Here is an 18,896-nt window from a genome sequence, read left to right as displayed (position 1 = left end):
ACTCCAATCTTGAACCGGGAAAGTAAAAAAAACAACCTGCTGCTTGTAGCGGTTGCTGCTATTTCTATGCTGGCCTTGTGGTCGCAGGCAGAGGGCTTGCGCACGCAAGGCCACTTTAAGTATGCGCTGCTGCAAAACCTCATTTACTTACAGGATACCATTAAAGCTGATACGACCAAGTATATCCCTAGTCGCCGCCCTGCTTTTATTCCATCCGACCGGCGGGGCAATCCGTTTAGTACACGTGCTACTACTACCCCACTGTTGTTGGGCCAACCCAGTAACATTAAACTGAATGTAGCTCTGGACGACAGCCTGCAACAGTATAACATCAACGAAACCATTGGTGATAGTATAAACTACCGTACGCCGTCCTCCATGTCGATGCAGCAGTTTTCGGAGTGGCAGCAACGCGAAGCCATTCGTAATTACTGGCGCGAAAAATCTGCCGGCCTGGATGGCGAAAGTGTGGTGAGTGGCAAACGGCTGGTTCCTAAAATTTACATCAGCCCAGTTTTCGATCGTATATTCGGAGGTAATGTAGTTGATATTCAGCCAAACGGAAACGTATCCTTAAAATTTGGCGCACGCTTTAACCGCAACGAGAACCCCACCATACCTTTACGCCAGCAACGCACCGGCGACTTCGAATTTGATCAGAACATTTCGCTTAACCTGGTAGGTAAGATCGGTGAGAAAATGCGCCTGAACTTTAACTGGGACAACAACGCCAATTTCGATTTTGAGAACAACATGAAGCTGGATTATACCGGTTTCGAGGAAGAAATTATCCGCAAGGTGGAAGCCGGTAATGTTAGCTTGCCTCTTAATAACTCGCTTATAACCGGCGCGCAAAACCTGTTCGGTATAAAAACACAACTGCAGTTCGGGCGTTTGGGTGTTACAGCTATTGCCTCCAACGTGCGCGGCCGTAACGATGAAGTTATTATTCAGAACGGAGCTCAGAACAAACCTTTCGAGATCAGGCTCGACCAATATGACAAAGACCGCCACTTCTTCCTGTCGCAGTTTTTCCGGAACCGGTATGATAATGCGCTGGCTAACCTGCCCCTGGTAAATTCCGGTATCGTTATCCGCAGGCTCGAACTGTATGTAACTAACAACAACCGCGCTACCCAAAACCTGCGTAACATTGTCGCGCACATGGATCTGGGTGAAGCTGACCCATTCCGGGACCAGTTTAGTACCGGCCGACCGGCTACTGCGCCCGCCAGCAACGATGCCAACTCACTTTATACTTTACTAACTAACGGAACAGCCCGTAACAACACTGCCGTAGATGCTTACCTGCTTAGCCAGGGCCTGCAAAAGGGTGTAGACTTTGAGCATGTGCGCGCCCGCAAACTGGAAGCGAACGAGTTCAAATTTAACCCGCAGCTCGGCCATATTTCACTTACCTCCGCCCTGCTGCCAGACCAGGTACTGGGTATTGCGTTTGAGTATACGTTCAATGGCAGAACTTATAAAGTAGGTGAGTTGCTGGAAGATTATCAGAACCTGCAGGACGACGCTGTGATCCATATGAAATTGCTGAAAGCGACAAATCCGGCACTGGAGTTTCCGACCTGGGATTTGATGATGAAGAACGTGTACAGCCTGGATGCCACACAGATAAACCGCGAAAACTTCAGGATGCAGATCATCTACAAGGATGATGAGACTGGCGTAGACATTACAAGTATAAAAGAGGCAAGCCCGATCCAGAATATCCCTTTAATTGAAGTGCTGAATCTGGACAACGTAAATACCAACAACGATAAACCCAGCGACGGCAATTTCGACTTTCTACCCGGCATTACCATCGATCCGGATAACGGCCGTATTTACTTCCCACAGGTAGAGCCGTTCGGCAGCTACCTGGCTTCAAAACTGGCTGGCAACCCCGAACTGATAGACCGTTACGTTTTCCAGGAACTGTATGAACAGACACAGACAGATGCGCAGCAGAACAATGTAAAAGCTAAATTCTTTCTATCAGGCAGGTTCCAGGCAACATCTACAGACGAGATCATACTTCCCGGTTTCAGGATAGCAGAAGGTTCCGTGGCTGTATACTCCGGTGGTACACGTTTAACAGAAGGCACCGATTACCAGGTTTTCTATGATCTGGGCCGTATCAAAATCTTGAATCCAAGCTACATCAGTTCGGCCAGCGACCTGCGCGTAACCTATGAGAAAGCCGAACTCCTGAACATACAACCACGTGGCCTGGTAGGTGCGCGCTTTGATTATAAAGTAAATAACGAACTGAACATTGGCGCGACGGTATTGCACCTGAGCGAGCAGCCTTATATTAACCGCGTCAGCATAGGCGACGAACCCACCAATAACACCATCTACGGCTTCGATGTTAATTTTCAAAGGGAATCCAGGTTACTGACCAAACTAACGGATGCTATTCCGTTAATCGATACCAAAGCCCCTTCCAGTTTTACCTTCAGCGGTGAGTTTGCGCAATTGGTGCCTTCTAAAACAAAATCACCGGTAAACGAAGATGGTACTTCTTACTTAGATGATTTTGAAGGCGCTGAAACACCCTATAACCTGGCCGGAACCAGCAACGCCAGTTGGCGCTTAGCTGCCACACCAGCGCCTTTAGTAATTGGTGCAGGACTGGCTTACGCCTATAACCGGGCACGTGTAGCCTGGTATACTATTGACCAGATCTATTACCGCGATGCCGATAACCTGAAACCAGGCAATATCTCAGATGATGAACTTAAAAACCACTACGTGCGTGGTATCCGCAGAAATGAGGTATTCCCGGGCCGCGACCCTGAAGTTGCCAATACCTTTGAATACACGTTTGATGTAGCCTATTATCCGGCAGAACGTGGCCAGTATAACTACAACCCAAACCTGAATGCACAAGGCCTTTTAACAGGCGACCCGCGCCAGAACTGGGGCGGTATCAGCCGTGATATTACCTTCGATACTGATTTTGATAATGCCAACATCGAGTATATGGAGTTCTGGCTCCTGGACCCGTTCATCCAGGGTGTTAATGGCCGACGAGATGCAGAAGGTAACCTGATCAACAGTACAGAAGGCGGAGAACTTGTCCTGAACCTGGGTAGCATCTCAGAAGACATTTTACAAGACAACCAGTATTCTTTTGAGAACGGATTACCAACAGATGGCACACTTCAGAACATAAACGAAAGCCTTTGGGGGCGCGTCACCACACAACAGTTCTTAACCGATGCGTTTGCAGGTATACCGGGTTCCAGACAGTTTCAGGATGTTGGTTTGGATGGTTTGAACAATGCAGACGAACGTGCTTTTTTCCAGAACAGCTTCCTGAACCTGATACCGGGCACTCCCCCGCAAATAGTGGTAGACGACCCTTCTGCCGATAACTTCCGTCACCACCTCGACCCGTTCTACGATCAGCAGAACGCCGGTATACTGGCGCGTTATAAAAACTACAACGGCATGGATGGCAACTCACCGGAAAACAGCCGTTTCTCTAACTACGCTTTCCCGGATAAAGAAGACCTGAACCGTGATAACGTTATCAACGATACAGAGCAGTATTACGAGTATAAGATCAACCTGCAACCTGGCGCGCTTAACGTAGGTCAGAATTTTATTGTAGACCAGGTAACAAGCGAGATCAATGGCGAGCAGGTAACCTGGTACCAGTTCCGGGTGCCGGTACGCCAGCCAACAGGCAGTGTAGGGAACATCAGCGGGTTTAAATCTATCCGGTTTATGCGTATGTACCTGAACCAGTTTGCCGATCCGGTGGTGCTACGTTTTGTGCAGTTCCAGTTTGTAGCGAACCAGTGGCGCCAGTATTTACAACCCATTACAGACGGCGCACCTTGTATAAACTGTACCGATGATGCCCGTACTTTCACGATCTCTACCGTTAACGTAGAAGAAAACGGCACAGGTGCTGGTGGCACAACTCCTTATGTACTTCCGCCGGGCATCGAGCGCCTCCGCGATTATGCCTCTACCAACAACCGCCGCCAAAACGAGCAGTCGTTGCAGTTGTGCGTGGAAGACCTGAAAGATTCTTTTTCGAAAGCTGTCTACAAAAACCTGTCGATCGATATGCTGATCTACAAGCGTTTGAAATTGTTTATACACGCCGAAACCTCTAACCCGGAAGTAACCCAGAACGACGATATGCAAGCCTTTATCCGGATTGGTACGGATTATACCCAAAACTATTACGAGTATGTGGTTCCGCTTAAATTAACACCGCAGGGCAGCATCTCTCCTTCGGAAATATGGCCGCTCGAAAACGAAATTGACGTGGCCTTACAGGATTTTGTGGATGCCAAAGTTGCCCGAAACAGAATAGCAGGTTACAACCGCTACACGCCTTACGAAGTACTGCTACCAAATGGCAAAATCATCAGAGTAGTAGGTAACCCGGATTTCAGTGAAGTGCAGGGCGTGATGATCGGGATGCGTAACCCGCGCCTGGCCAGCGGCGATGATGCGGCGGCACATTCTATTTGCATGTGGGTTAACGAACTGCGTGTAACAGATTTCCGGAACCAGTCGGGTTGGGCGGCTAATGCCAGAGTAAATACCAAACTTGCAGATTTTGCCAACATAACCGCAACCGGTGCTTATACTACTGTAGGTTTTGGTGGCTTGCAGCAGAAACTGGCGCAACGTGCCCGCGAAAACACAGCTTTGTTTGATGTAAGCGCAAACGTAGCGGTAGACAAATTCCTGCCCGAAAAAACAGGCATAAAAGTGCCGTTGTCTGTGCAGTATGGCACGCTTAACAGCCAGCCACAGTTCGACCCGCTGGATAAAGACGTACCGCTCGAACAATCGCTGGACAGGTTTGAAGACAGAGATGCCCGTAACGAATACAAAAAGGAAGTAACAACCCGCGAAACCAGGAAAAGCATCAGCTTACTGAATGTTCGCAAAGAGCGCACCAACCCGGAAGCAAAAATACGGCCTTACGATGTGGAGAACCTTTCTTTCTCTTATTCTTATGCGGAGCGCTTGTTTACAAACATCGAAACAGACCGTGATTTTACGAAAACTTATACAGGTGGTGTAGCTTATAACTATACCAACCCAGCCGCTAAAAACTACGAGCCTTTCATCGAAAATCCGAAGCTGAAATCGCCGTACCTGCGCCTGATAAAAGACCTGAACTTTACACCGCTGCCAAGCAGCTTTGCTTTCAGAGCTGACCTGGACCGCCGTTACAACGAAACGTTTTTACAACGCCGCGATGCAGCCACCGGCCTGATCACGACACGTGGCATTGATCCTACTTTCCAGAAGTACTTCTTCTTCAACAGGATTTATGACATGAAGTGGGACATCAGCAAGAGCCTGTCTCTGGACTATACGGCTACGAACCGTTCTACAATAGATGAACCCGATAACCGCATTAACCAGGATATAGACTCGCTCAGGTATAAAAACAAGGTCATCTGGGATAACCTGAAACGCGGCGGCCGTAACACCAATTTTAACCAGTTGGTAGCTGTTAACTATAAACTGCCACTTGATAAATTCCCGCTTACTGATTGGATCGGAGCCGAAACCCGCTATGCAGCCAACTATATCTGGACGGCAGGTTCTACGGCCCTGAACCAGGATACGACTTTCCAGTTAGGTAATACCGTAGAGAACAGCACCGAGCTAAGCCTGAATGGTAAGTTTGATCTGGTGAAGCTCTACAATAAAGTGAAGTTCCTGAAAGCAGTTAATACACCGGCACCACCACTACCGGCAAACGCAGCTCAGAATGATACGACACAGAAGAAGCCTGACCTGAAGTTCCTGAAATCGGTGGCGAAAGTGCTGATGATGACGCGCTCTGTTAACTTTACTTACCTGCAAAACCGTGGCACGATGTTGCCGGGCTATTTGCCAGGTACCCGTTTCCTGGGTTTTGATGATGGTTTTGATGCGCCGGGATTACCGTTTATACTTGGCCAGCAATCCGACCTGGACGATTTATATAACAGAGCAAGCAGTAACGGCTGGTACACGGATAGCAGCCAGTACCTGAACACACCGTTAAGCGCCATCTTTACCGAAACATTTACAGCACGCGCCAACCTGGAGCCTTTCAAAGCCTTTAACATTCAGTTAGAAGCGCGCCGCAACAAATCTGATATTGAAGAGGTTTTCTACCGCAAAGAGTATGATGATTTTGGTGAAGTAGGAAGTATAGACCAGCGCCAGAATCCGTTTAACTCCGGCTCTTTCAGTACGTCGTTTATGGCCTTGGGTACCTTGTTCGAGTCTACGGGAAGTGGTATTTCGGATGCGTTCGAGAACTTTGTAGCCAACCGCTATGTAGTACGCGACCGCTTGCTTGCTGCCAACCCGGTTGCCGGCGACTCGGGCTATACAGTAAACTCACAGGAAGTACTGATGAAATCCTTCTTGTACGCGTATCAGGGCCGCGATGTGAACGGGTATAAAGTAAAGACAAATGACAGCCCGTTTAAGCGTTTGCCGATTCCGAACTGGCGCGTGGATTACAATGGCTTGTCTAACCTGCCTTTCTTTAAGCAGTGGTTCAGCCAGGTAAACCTTACGCATGCTTATAATGCCAGCTATAACATCACCAACTTTACCACTTCGCTGGGTTATAACCAGGAGCCGGAAGGTTTACCAAACCTGCTGAATGAGTTTAACAAAATAGTGCCGTATTACTTAGTGAGCCAGATAACAGTCAGCGAACGCTTGGCACCACTTATCGGGGTTAACTTCCGTACAAAAACTAACCTGAGTGGTAGGCTGGAGTATAAAATCGAACGTAACCTGTCGCTTAACCTGACCAATGCGCAGGTAACCGAGACCAATGTAAAAGATTACGTACTTGGCTTTGGCTATACAACCACCAATTTCCGGATTCCGTTTAGCTTTGGAGGCAGGCCGATCGTACTGGATAATGAACTGACCATGCGCCTTGATTTCTCAGTTAGAGATAACCAGACAGTGCAGCGCGCCATTGCCCGCGACGAGCAGGGCGTAGAGCGCAGCCAGAACCAGATCACGAACGGCACACGCCAGTTGCAGCTTCGCCCTACCATTGATTATATCATCAGTGAGCGTGTAAACCTGCAGTTCTATGTATTGCGTACTGTATCTGACCCGAAGATATCCACCTCGTTTAAAAACAGTGTATCTGAAGGCGGCATCCAGCTTAGAGTTAGTTTGCAATAAAGTTTTTGCATTGCGAAAAAGAGCGTATTTTTGACGTATAAATTTTAATCAGACAAGACAAAATGAATCTACCTGAAACTCTGAAGTATACAAAAGATCACGAATGGATACGTGTTGAAGGCGATGTAGCCTATGTAGGAATCACTGACTTTGCGCAAAGCGAGCTAGGCGATATCGTGTATGTAGACATCGACACAGTGGATAAAGCCCTGGAGCAGGAAGCTGTTTTTGGTACAGTAGAAGCCGTTAAAACTGTTTCTGACCTGTTTTTACCATTAACAGGAACTGTTCTGGAGTTTAACGAGAAACTGGAAGGCAGCCCGGAGCTTGTAAACTCTGACCCTTACGGTGATGGCTGGATCATTAAAATGTCGATCGACAATACCGCTGAACTGGAAGGTTTATTAACAGCTGATGGTTACCGCGAAGTAATCGGTCACTAAGCTTTTACGGTTAAATAGGCTTGTTATTCCGCTATAACCTGTTTGCCATACTGTGGGCAGCCATGATGCTTTTAGGCACATTGCTGCCCACTTCTTCTTTGCCCCAGGTCTCTACTTTTTATTTTATCAAAGCAGATACACTGGTGCATTTCCTGATGTTTACAGTACTCACTTTTCTGCTGATCGTGGGCTTCAGGAAACAGTATAGTTACCACCGGCTGCATCATTTTGCTATACGGTATGCGCTGCTTGTTGCCACGGGGTATGGTATACTGATAGAGGTGCTACAACATACCCTCACCACTACCCGGCACGCCGAACCTCTCGACCTGCTTGCCAATACAGCCGGCTGTGTTTTTGGGCTACTAATCTTCAAATGGATCCACGGCTGATATTTTATCCTTCCTTTCTGATCGCCGCGCTTGTGTAATAGTGGGAAATCATACTTCCGGCTAAGTATAACCTGCTTTATGATTCTTGCATTTAAAGCTCGCTTTAGCTAAATTTCATGCTGTTTGATCTTTGATCCAGCTAATAGCGTACCTGTTCCTTTATCTATACTTATGCAAGTAGTTACCCGCACCCGCCATACTTTAAAGTGTTTCATTTTATACTTGATCGTTGGGTTAACAGCCCCCTTGCAGGCACAGCAGAACAGTTCTCCCATCAGCCATACTTATAAACACAAAATTGCGTCGCCGCTGCAGGTTACTGGTGCTGGCAAAGCTGCCCTAACGGTGCGTGTAGCCGTTACAGAAGAAGCAAAATTCAGGAACTGGCTGCAACTCACTTACCCAAAAGCTGTTGCCCGAAGCGATTACGGAAAAACTTTGCTGGTTTCGAACCTGACGACCACACAACTATCCGAACTGCTTAAAAGTCCGTTGGTAACGTACATAGACCGCGCCAGCCGCACTGCAAACCTGGAAGCCGAACTGAAAGACTCAGACCTTGCCGTTAACAAGATCGCTCCGGTGCATGCGTACTTGCCGCAACTGGCAGGGCAGGGCTTTGTGGTATCGGTAAAAGAAGGCGCTTTTGATACAACAGATATTGATTTCCGAAACCGTATACTTCCGTCGCCGCTTTTTGCCAACGCCCACACACCACATGCCACCGAAATGGCCACCGTTATTGCCGGAGGCAGCAACTCCGGGCCAAATGCAAAAGGCGTAGCGTGGCAGGCAACGTTGGCAACGGCTACATTTGCCAGTAACGTGCCCGGCGAAGGCGACCAGTTTATGCCCGATAATGGCGCACAGCTAACAGCTGCTAAAGTTTTTGTGCAGAACCACTCCTATGGCGTTGGCCTTGAGAATTATTATGGACTGGAGAGCCAGGCCTACGATGAGCAAGCAATTCAGTATCCTAAACTGTTGCATGTTTTTTCGTCGGGTAACAGCGGTGATAAAACTATTGAAGAAGGAGCTTATGCCGGAATCGAACATGTAGCCAACCTCACCGGCCAGTTTAAACTTTCTAAAAATACGCTGAGTGTGGGTGCGCTTGATGCAGCTGGTACCGTGGGCGCACGCAGCTCCAGAGGTCCGGCTTACGATGGCAGAGTGAAACCTGAACTGGTAGCACATGGGCCCGGCGGCACATCAGAATCTGCGGCACTTGTTTCCGGAATTGCTGTATTACTACAGCAGGCCTATGCCCAAAAGTATAACGGTGCTTTGCCGGATGCCGTCTTACTTAAAGCCATACTTCTGAACAGTGCCGATGACCGTGGCCGCCCGGAAGTAGACTTTGAAACAGGTTTTGGCAATGCCGATGCTTTAGGCGCGATCAGGACCATACAGGACAACCGGTTTTATAACCAAACCGTTACGCAAGGTTCTCAGCAGAAATTTACTATACAGGTTCCTGCAGGTGTGCGCCAGTTAAAAGTTACCCTTGCCTGGCACGATCTGGCCACCTCACCCGAGACAACCGGTAAAGCCTTAATAAATGACCTCGATCTGAAAGTTATAAACAAGCAGAATAACCAGCAGTTGCTGCCCTGGGTGCTTAGCTCCTACCCGCACCCCGATTCGCTTAAACTACCTGCCAAACGCCGCATGGACCGGCTGAATAATGCAGAACAGGTAACGCTGCTTTTACCGGATGCCGGGACGTACGAAATACAGGTAAACGGATTCAAAATTACGCAAGATGCACAGCCGTATAGTATAGCCTACGAATATGAAAAAGATGCGCTGGAATGGATTTATCCGGTTATAAACAGCTCGCTTAAGTCAGGCGAAACAAACCGTATCCGGTGGCAGGGCACCACGCAAAAAACCGGCACACTGGCTTATAAAGTAGCTGGCTCAACCACCTGGACGGTCATCAGTGATCAAGTTGACCTCACCAAAGAATACTACGACTGGCAAACACCTGCTAATATCACCACAGCACAACTCCGGCTTTCAACCGGCTCCGAAACGGTAACTTCCGATACCTTTATACTTACTAAACTGGTATCGCTTACCGTTGGCCTTAACTGTGATGCTAAATTACTGCTGCAATGGCCGAAACTGGAAAATGCCACCACGTACCAAGTATACCAGCTGGGCAAAACGCAAATGCAGCCTTTTACAACCACAGCCGATACCACCCTTCTGTTGGCGAATGCTCAACTATCATCCACCAGTTTTGCCATTGCCCCGATTATAAATAGCATTGCGGCGCAGCGGGGTTATACCTTGCGGCACAACCAGGCTCAGGAAAAATGCTACATCATCAGTTTTCTTCCGCAGCAAATTGTAACAGACAGTGTATTGTTCGATCTGCAGCTAAGCACTACTTACCAGTTAAAAGAAATGCGGCTGGAGCGCGATGAATTCGGGGCTTTTAAAACACTCCAAATAATCAACCCGGTTACAGCTACTGTCTTCAAACTGGAAGATCTGCAGCCGATGCCTGGCCTGAATAAGTATAGGGTAAGTGTAACGGACAAGGCAGGTAAAGTATACTTCAGCCAGACTGAGGTAGTAAATTATACCCCGAAAGGTTTTTTGCAGGCGTACCCTAACCCGGTGCTGGCAGGCCAGGATATCAATGTAATTGCAGAGGGCGGCGAAGGCTTTGCCCGCATCCAGCTTTTTGACCCGATGGGCAGATTGCGTTACGAAACCACAGACGATGGCGCCGTTAAGACCATTCCTACCGTTAACCTCGGCAAAGGGCTTTTCCTGCTGCGCCTCTACACACCATCCGGTACCATACTGGTGAAGCGAATCTTGGTTATTTAAGCAGCACCTCTCAGTAAAGTATAAAGCTGCCCTGTAAAGTATAACTCCAGGTCTATACTTTGCAGGGCAGCTTTTGTTCGTTCTGTAAACAAAGCATATTTATAATTCCTGCCGTGTTCGTGTTTTCAACGGTAACTATACTTCTGGCATTTAGCTAAAGCTTTTCTGCTTGCTGGTGAAAACACGCAGCAAGGGCAGTTTTTTAAAGTATGATAGCAGGTATACTTTTAACAACTATGTACTTATACTTTCGGATAATCCTGACAACTGCTTTATACTTTCAAACCTAACTCTATAGTATGATTTTATACTTGCTTAAAAGCAGCAAGGCCGCTACGAGTTACGTAACGGCCTTGCTGTTAGATTAGGTTAGGATTTATATACTCAAAACTAGTAGATGTAGTTAAGAGCAGTTCTGTCGTTGGCATTGAACGGACGGCTAGCACCAGTACCGATACAAGCTAACATCCAAGAGTTCGGATCAGCTGAGGCTGGTGTTCCCGGGATCTGGATAGCACCAACAGTGCTGGCACCTTCGTTGGTGTAACCACCGCCGCAAGAGTAGCTTCTGTCCATGTAGTCTGTGTGGCGGAAACCGATGCAATGGCCAATTTCGTGCGCCAGGATAGTAGCCAGGTAAGAACGGTTCGGGTTAGTGCCGATGTAAGTTGAGTTAACCACTACCGAGTTGTAAGGGTTACCACCGCTTGTAGGGAAACCAGCAGAGGCCAGGTAGCTGGCGCCAGATGGAGCTTTTGTAAGGGCAATGTTAGCACCTGAAGATACACGACGGAACGTGATACGCAGGCCTTGTGCATTGTAACGGGCAATCGCTTCGTCCAGAGCTGCAACATAAGAAGTTGGCAACGTAGAAGAAATAGAAACAGTGATAGTACGTGGCAGGCCAGTTACTAATCTTGTAGTGCGGTACTGCTCAGCTTCACCAACGCGTAACGCCTGTACCTGACCAGCTTCTTTCAGGTTGTCTTCCGTTAATACGATGTCACCTTCTACCAGGTAACCACCTTCCACGCGCTGTACGTTTTTGTTGTTAAAGCCCAGGTTTTTGATTTGGGTAAGGGTGCTTTCAGATACTTCTGATTGCGTTGCAATAGCATCATCTTCTTTCTGGCAAGATGAGAACGAGAACACAGCTGCGATAGCTGCTAATACTAGGAAGCGATTAGATTTCATGTGTACTATTTGTTTTAAGGTTTAACATAGGCTCAATATACGCCACTCTTCCACAGACGTCAATCGGGTTTCACACTATTACCCACTAACTACCAATTACTTACAATTTAACACAAGACAGCTTAAAGGTTACGCACACATTAAATAATAATTATAATTTTTTAAAGAATAATCCTTCCTAATTAATGTTTACACTTGCTTTTTTGGGATAATTTTTATGTTTTAACATTAAATAATCAAGACGATACGACAGACTTAAAATATAGCTCACTTTTTACCTGGGTAACAGATAATTAGTATCAATGGCGTGGTATTTTTACCTGCAACTGCAAAAACAAAAAGGCTCCTGTAGTTATTCTACAGGAGCCTTCTCTTTTAAAAGCTGGAAACCTTAATACAGGTAATCAAGGGCAGTTTTATCGTTTGCATTAAACGGACGATCGTCGCCAGTGCCAATGCAGGCAAGCATCCAGGAGTTAGGATCTGCAGCGGCAGGCGTTCCCGGTATCAGGATAGCGCCATAGATGCTTGGTCCTTCGTTAGCCACATCGCCACCACAAGAATAGCTTCTATCCATATAATCTGTGTGGCGGAAACCGATGCAGTGGCCAATTTCGTGCGCCAGGATAGTAGCAAGATAGTTTGCATCTGGGTTTACGCCCATGTAACGCGAGTTAACAGTTACAGAGTTGAAAGGATTACCTGCTGCTGTAGGGAAACCCGCAGATGCCAGGTAAGTAGCTGTTGCCGGCGCTTTTTTCATCGTAATGTCAGCACCGGAAGTTACACGCTTAAAGGTCAGTTGCAGGCCTTCGGCGTTGTAACGCTGCACTACAATATCCAGTGCCTGCGCATACGTACGTGGCAAAGATGGGTCAGTGGCAACCGTAATTACGCGTGGCAAGCCTTTTACAAGGTTTGTAGTGCGATACTGCTCAGATTCCCCAACACGTAACGCCTGTACTTTACCAGCATCCTTCAGGTCGCTGTCAGTTAACAGAATATCGCCTTCTACGATATAACCATTCTCTACTTTAAGTACGTTTTTGTTGCTGAAACCCAGTTTAGAGATCTGAGAAAGTGTTAACTCAGAAACAGCATCATTTCTGGTTATGTCTTCTTTGTCCTGGCAAGAAGTAAAACCGATCGTTACGGCCATCGCCGATAATAAGAGTAAGCGTTTTGCAAGCATGGATGAAATTGTTTTAAGGTTAAAAATTGGGAATAGATTAACTGGTATTCTGTGCCTTTTATACCTTTCATACTCAGTGCTGAGTAATATATGGTTTACAGCATACGAGTATAATAATACAAAAACACAATAACAACTATTAATCACAATATTTCATCACTTGGATATTAAAATATAATAATATTAATTATAACTCAATTAATAACACATGATAACCACACTATATTGGTAACAAAAAAAGCCGGTTACATTTTTTGTGTAACTGGCTTTCTGTAACTACTAGGTTGCAGTGTGTTTACAGGATGTTGTTTATCTGCTCTTTAATTTTCTCCAACTCTTCTTTCATCTCCACTACATGGTGCTGTATGGTGGCATCGTTTGCCTTAGAGCCGATCGTGTTTATTTCGCGGCCAATTTCCTGCGCAATAAAGCCTAACTTTTTGCCGGTTGGCTCGGGCAGGTAAACGGTTTCGGTAAAATAATGCAGGTGGTTTATCAGGCGTACTTTTTCCTCTGCTATATCGAGCTTCTCCATAAAGTAGATCATCTCCTGCTCAAAACGGTTCTGGTCGAAGTGGTCTGCGCTAGAAATTTCGGTGAGGTGGCCTTTAATGCGGTTTCTGATGTGCTCTACCCGGATCGGGTCCTGCTTCTCAATTTCAGCCAGCAAAATCCGTATACGGTCTATATACGATACAATCTCAGTTGTCAGCGCTTTGCCTTCATCCGCCCGAAACGTATTAAAGTTGGCCATTGCTTCCGCTAATAAAGGCTGCACTGTTTCCCAGGTAGCCTCAACGCTTTCATCTTCGGCCTGGTCCTGCTGCAGTACTTCGGGCATGTGCAACGCCAGCCTGAACAACTCTCCTTTCGAAGCGCCTACTGCATCGGCCGCATCGCTCAGCTCGGTATAGTATGTTTTTAAAAGCTCTTTGTTGATGGTGTTCTTCGCTTTCTGCGCTTTGTTGCGAGTATAATCGATGCAGATGCTTACTTTACCTCTTATCAGCGATTTGGATACCAGGTTACGGATCTCGTACTCACGCTCCGCTAAAAAACGCGGCAGGCGTACGCTCAGGTCCATTCCTTTCGAGTTCAGAGACTTTATCTCAACAGATAACGTGTATTGGTCGGCATCGAGGCGGGCGTTGCCAAAGCCTGTCATGGACTGTAACATAAGTTTTTATTTGTTTATACTTTGGCAAAATAGTCAGATTTAATCACTTTTGTGCAGCCAAAACCACGAAAGCTTTCAAAAGCAGGTTTTGTGTAGGTAGCTCAATCATATTTTAATTACCTTTGAATCATGAAATTTGGTGTAGTCGTTTTTCCGGGGTCCAACTGCGACCAAGACCTGGTTGATGCAATCGGCATTGGCATGCAACAGGAAGTAGTTAAGCTGTGGCACAAAGATCATGACCTGCAAGGCTGTGATTTTATACTTTTGCCCGGCGGTTTTTCGTACGGTGATTACCTCCGTTCGGGTGCCATTGCGCGTTTCTCGCCTATTATGCAGGAAGTGGTGCAGCATGCCAACAAAGGTGGTTATGTAATGGGTATCTGCAACGGTTTCCAGATCTTAACCGAAGCCGGTTTGCTGCCAGGCGCTTTGCTGCCCAACGCCAACCGCAAATTTATCTGCGATAATGTGTACATCAAACCGGTTTCTACCAACCTGCTGCCTACCCGCAACCTGGATGTGAACAAGGCTTACAAAATACCCGTAGCACACGGCGATGGCCGCTACCACGCCGATAAAGATACGCTGCGCAAACTCGAGGATAATGATCAGATCATGTTTAAGTATAGCAGCAACATTGCCGATACGCACGAGATCTACAACATTAACGGCAGCTTACTGAACATTGCCGGCGTAAGCAACGAGAACAAAAACGTATTTGGCATGATGCCGCACCCGGAGCGCGCCGTAGACCCTGAGTTGGGAAACACTGATGGCCGGTTCATTTTCGAATCTATACTGGAAGCTGTAAACGCTTAAGTTATACTTTTCATTTACAAATAATTTTTAAGTAAAAGGCCCTGCTAGTATCCTAGTGGGGCTTTTCACTTAAATAAATCAATTTAAGTGAAAACGATTAAAAATAGAATGCTTAGTTTTGTATCTGTCATGAGAAAAAGCACTCCATTTATATCCGTTACTCCCCCCTGACACTTACCTGTTATAGCCTTCCCCGGCTTTAAAATATCCTCTTAATATATTTTTTTGTAATCTGCTGCGGTATGTATGGGTATAGCGTTAACCTTTACCTATCACTGTACTGTAGCCCCTATCTTTATTATATACCTGTATGTTAGGTACAAAACCATATTTACGTATTTTTGATTTTTCTCAGAAAGTAGACTATAAAGTGGAAATACTGGCCGGCCTCACCGTAGCCATGACCATGATCCCGGAGTCGCTTTCGTTTGCCATACTTGCCGGTTTCCCGCCGCTGATGGGTTTGTATGCCGCTTTTATTATGGGTTTGGTTACAGCCGTACTTGGTGGCAGACCGGGCATGATATCGGGTGGCGCGGGCGCAACGGTTGTAGTTCTTATTGCCCTGATGCAATCGCATGGCCTGGAGTATGTATTTGCGGTCGTAGCGCTGGCAGGCGTACTTCAGATACTGGTTGGCATTTTTAAGCTGGGGAAATTTATCCGGCTGGTGCCCCAACCGGTTATGTTCGGGTTTGTAAACGGCCTGGCGGTTATCATCTTTATGTCGCAGTTAGAGCAGTTTAAGACCATTGTAAACGGCGAAGTCACCTGGCTTGCCGGCAGCCCGTTATACACGATGCTTGGCCTGGTTGCGTTAACCATTGCTATTATTGTGCTGCTTCCTAAAGTTACCAAGGCTGTGCCGCCTTCGCTGGTAGCTATTATGGTGGTGTTTGCTATTGTACTGGGTTTTGGCATCGATACCAAAGTGGTAAAAGACATTGCATCTGTTAGCGGTGGCCTGCCTCCTTTCCACATCCCCGAAATACCTTTTACACTAGATACGCTCGCTATTATTTTCCCTTATGCGTTGATCATGGCTGGTGTGGGACTTACCGAAAGTTTGCTTACCCTTAATTTGGTTGATGAAATAACCGGAACCCGCGGACAAGGCAACCGCGAAAGTATAGCGCAGGGCACGGCCAACGTATTAAACGGGTTTTTCTTCGGGATGGGCGGCTGCGCCATGATCGCGCAAACGCTTGTAAACCTTTCGGCAGGTGCCAGAGCAAGGTTGGCCGGTATTGTAGCAGCCTTTACAATACTTATTATTATACTGGTGGGCGCTCCCGTTATAGAACGTGTGCCGATGGCCGCACTGGTTGGCGTTATGGTTATGGTTTCGATTGGTACCTTTGAGTGGATCAGTCTCCGGATCATCAACAAAATGCCTAAACACGATATTTTTGTTGGGATATTAGTAGCGGTTATTACTGTTTGGCTGCATAACCTGGCGCTGGCTGTGTTGATCGGGGTTATTATCTCGGCGCTGGTTTTTGCCTGGGAAAGCGCTAAACGCATCCGGGCCAGAAAGTATACCGACGCAGCCGGCGTAAAACATTACGAAATTTACGGCCCGCTTTTCTTCGGTTCTGTGGCTGCTTTTAATGAGAAATTTGATGTAGCTGATGACCCTGCGGAAGTAATCATTGATTTTAAGGAAAGCCGGGTAGCCGATATGTCGGGCATTGATGCACTGAACAAACTGACGGAGCGTTACCAGAAAGCCGGCAAAAAACTGCACCTCCGCCACCTCAGCCCCGATTGCCGTACGCTGCTGCACAATGCCCAGGCTGTGATTGAAGTGAATATCCTGGAAGACCCGCACTACGCCGTTGTTACCGATAAACTGACTTAAGCTTAATTTATTTAGTTTTAAAGTATAAAATCCTGCTGTTTGGTTAAACAGCAGGATTTTATACTTTAATGTCATTTGGGATTCGTTGCTTTTGTCATTGCTAACATAGCTGGGTGTTTTACTTTGTGAAAGTTTTTAGTTTACATAGCTAGCTTTCGCGCTCGGCGGCCGCGCTCGCCGCGTTTTCCCCTTCAGCGCTGTGTTTATTTCCTGCCTAACGGCTGCTTCGCACCGGAAATTCACAAGGCGCAGAACGCGAAAACTGGAAAAGTTTTCTTCTTCGATTAACAAAGTATAAAATCATACTTTAGCTAAGAGAGAAAGACTTGAGCCAGGTGCATCATTGTGACAATTCGATGTTTGAGCGTCAGCGAGTTCCGAATTGTCTTGATTCTTTTGCTTACTTTGGGGGTAGGGGCCCTCTGTTCTTATCAAGAAGAAAAGTAAGGCCTAGCCGGCGAGGCGAAAAAGCCTACTATACAACAAGTAAATTCTCACTAAAGAAAATAACCAGCTACGATAGCAATTGCAGCAAATTCCAACTTCACGTTTTATTAGTAAGCCCGATGATACTTTAAAAACAGCTTATCTCTTCAGACAAAGTATAGCTATACATCCTACTCCACCATTTCATTTGCAGCATCGATCATGGTCAGGATTTCGCTGGGGTGGTTTTTGATGCGCTCGCCGCGTTTTTTCCCTAAGCGTACGATGATGATCTCTTTTTCAGGAATAACGACGATGTACTGGCCCAATATGCCACGCGCATAAAAGATGTCCTGCCCTTTGTAGTTCGGAAGCAACCACCACTGGTACCCATAAAAGTTAACTTTTTCGCCGTTTGCAGCATCTCGCAGGCCATTGGCAGTAAGCGAGGCGCGCACGTAATCCGGTGGTACAATGGTATCGCCGTTCCAGGTGCCGTTGTGTAAGTATAAACGGCCCAGCCGGGCAAAGTCCCGGGCGTTAGAGAAGAAGCAGCAATAGGCTTTTTCGATTCCATCGGGTTTGTCTACGCTCCATTCGGCATCGTTTTTAGCCCCGATCGGTCTCCATATCTTTTCTTCGGCATACGCGCCTAACGATTTGCCTGTAGCAGCTTCCAATACAAGACCCAGGATCTGTGTATCGCCGCTTTTGTAACTAAACTGCTGGCCCGGTGCTTCTACGGGTTGCAGGCGGCCAATTATTTTTTTGAGGTCGGTGCCATAGTAAGCTTCGGTTGTCATGGAGAGCGGGTTACTGTACGATTCGTCCCAGTTCAGGCCGGAGCTCATCCAGAGCAAATGCTTTATCGTGATTCTGGCTTTATCGCCTTCTTTAAAACCAGGAAGGAAATCGCTGACTGGTTGCTCTACACTTTTTATACTTCCATCTTTGATGGCGGCCCCTACCAGCATGCTTACGATACTTTTGGCCATCGAAAACGAATTGCTTTTAGAGTTTTCGGAGTAGCCATCCCAATACTTTTCGTAAAGTATGGAGTCTTTGGCTATTACCAGAAAAGCAACCGTTTCCAGTTCTTCGTTTACTTTTTCGAGGCTGGTAGGAAGTATAGCTTTGTTATACTTTGAGGAAACGGGCCAGGGCTGCGTTACGGAGGGCGCTTCTACTTTGCGCTGCTCAAAAATGAGGTTATCATCTATATCCGCGAAGTTGTAGTAAAGTGCCTTGTACACATAGTTTTTTCCGCTGAGGTGCAGTATGGCTGCCAGTAAACCTGCTATGGCCACTGCTCCTATTGCAAATCGTGTTACTCCCGGGCTTTTGCGCATAA

10 protein-coding genes are annotated in these 18,896 nt (G+C 46.8%); 6 read left to right on the top strand and 4 right to left on the bottom strand.

What is annotated here, in order from left to right; genetic code table 11:
• Positions 1-9: 9 nt before the first annotated feature.
• The 4 genes from sov (at position 10) to DP923_RS09640 (ending at position 10,873) form a co-directional block, all read left to right on the top strand.
• Positions 10-7,191, top strand: coding sequence for a T9SS outer membrane translocon Sov/SprA (sov, locus tag DP923_RS09655; RefSeq protein WP_239020991.1), 7,182 nt, complete (start codon positions 10-12; stop codon positions 7,189-7,191).
• Positions 7,192-7,253: 62 nt separating this feature from the next.
• The gene (gcvH, locus tag DP923_RS09650) at positions 7,254-7,634 is read left to right on the top strand and encodes a glycine cleavage system protein GcvH (protein WP_112305669.1); all 381 of its coding nucleotides are present in this window, start codon (positions 7,254-7,256) and stop codon (positions 7,632-7,634) included.
• A 20-nt stretch (positions 7,635-7,654) separates the two neighbouring features.
• On the top strand, positions 7,655-8,026 hold the full coding sequence (locus DP923_RS09645; protein ID WP_112305668.1) for a VanZ family protein: 372 nt from the start codon (positions 7,655-7,657) through the stop codon (positions 8,024-8,026).
• Between the two features lie 171 nt (positions 8,027-8,197).
• A complete protein-coding gene (locus tag DP923_RS09640) occupies positions 8,198-10,873 on the top strand; it encodes a S8 family serine peptidase (RefSeq protein WP_112305667.1) in 2,676 nt (891 codons plus the stop codon).
• 390 nt (positions 10,874-11,263) lie between these two features.
• Here the strand turns inward: DP923_RS09640 and DP923_RS09635 are convergent, their stop codons facing one another.
• The 3 genes from DP923_RS09635 to DP923_RS09625 form a co-directional block, all read right to left on the bottom strand.
• Positions 11,264-12,067, bottom strand: coding sequence for a M57 family metalloprotease (locus tag DP923_RS09635; RefSeq protein WP_112305666.1), 804 nt, complete (start codon positions 12,065-12,067; stop codon positions 11,264-11,266).
• Between the two features lie 391 nt (positions 12,068-12,458).
• A complete protein-coding gene (locus DP923_RS09630; RefSeq protein WP_112305665.1) occupies positions 12,459-13,259 on the bottom strand; it encodes a M57 family metalloprotease in 801 nt (266 codons plus the stop codon).
• A gap of 295 nt (positions 13,260-13,554) precedes the next feature.
• Positions 13,555-14,436: a YicC/YloC family endoribonuclease gene (locus DP923_RS09625; RefSeq protein WP_112305664.1), complete on the bottom strand. Its 882-nt coding sequence runs from the start codon at positions 14,434-14,436 to the stop codon at positions 13,555-13,557.
• A 129-nt stretch (positions 14,437-14,565) separates the two neighbouring features.
• Between DP923_RS09625 and purQ the strand changes: the two genes are divergently transcribed.
• Together purQ and DP923_RS09615 are read left to right on the top strand one after the other, a co-directional pair.
• On the top strand, positions 14,566-15,258 hold the full coding sequence (purQ, locus tag DP923_RS09620) for a phosphoribosylformylglycinamidine synthase subunit PurQ (RefSeq protein WP_112305663.1): 693 nt from the start codon (positions 14,566-14,568) through the stop codon (positions 15,256-15,258).
• A 310-nt stretch (positions 15,259-15,568) separates the two neighbouring features.
• A complete protein-coding gene (locus tag DP923_RS09615) occupies positions 15,569-17,119 on the top strand; it encodes a SulP family inorganic anion transporter (protein ID WP_112305662.1) in 1,551 nt (516 codons plus the stop codon).
• A gap of 617 nt (positions 17,120-17,736) precedes the next feature.
• Here the strand turns inward: DP923_RS09615 and DP923_RS09610 are convergent.
• Positions 17,737-18,894, bottom strand: coding sequence for a serine hydrolase domain-containing protein (locus DP923_RS09610; RefSeq protein ID WP_112305661.1), 1,158 nt, complete (start codon positions 18,892-18,894; stop codon positions 17,737-17,739).
• Between the last annotated feature and the right edge of the window lie 2 nt (positions 18,895-18,896).

The organism is Pontibacter arcticus (genome assembly GCF_003284895.1).
In the GTDB taxonomy this organism is placed as follows: Bacteria; Bacteroidota; Bacteroidia; order Cytophagales; family Hymenobacteraceae; genus Pontibacter; species Pontibacter arcticus.
The sequence above is the reverse complement of the archived record's forward strand: the minus strand, read 5'-3'. Positions and strand labels throughout refer to the sequence as shown.

Coding starts and splice junctions, on each gene's coding strand:
- gcvH (WP_112305669.1), top strand. CDS start 7,254: ATGAATCTACCTGAAACTCTGAAGTATACAAAAGATCACGAATGGATA.
- DP923_RS09640 (WP_112305667.1), top strand. CDS start 8,198: ATGCAAGTAGTTACCCGCACCCGCCATACTTTAAAGTGTTTCATTTTA.
- DP923_RS09635 (WP_112305666.1), bottom strand. CDS start 12,067: ATGAAATCTAATCGCTTCCTAGTATTAGCAGCTATCGCAGCTGTGTTC.
- DP923_RS09630 (WP_112305665.1), bottom strand. CDS start 13,259: ATGCTTGCAAAACGCTTACTCTTATTATCGGCGATGGCCGTAACGATC.
- DP923_RS09625 (WP_112305664.1), bottom strand. CDS start 14,436: ATGTTACAGTCCATGACAGGCTTTGGCAACGCCCGCCTCGATGCCGAC.
- purQ (WP_112305663.1), top strand. CDS start 14,566: ATGAAATTTGGTGTAGTCGTTTTTCCGGGGTCCAACTGCGACCAAGAC.
- DP923_RS09615 (WP_112305662.1), top strand. CDS start 15,569: ATGTTAGGTACAAAACCATATTTACGTATTTTTGATTTTTCTCAGAAA.
- DP923_RS09610 (WP_112305661.1), bottom strand. CDS start 18,894: ATGCGCAAAAGCCCGGGAGTAACACGATTTGCAATAGGAGCAGTGGCC.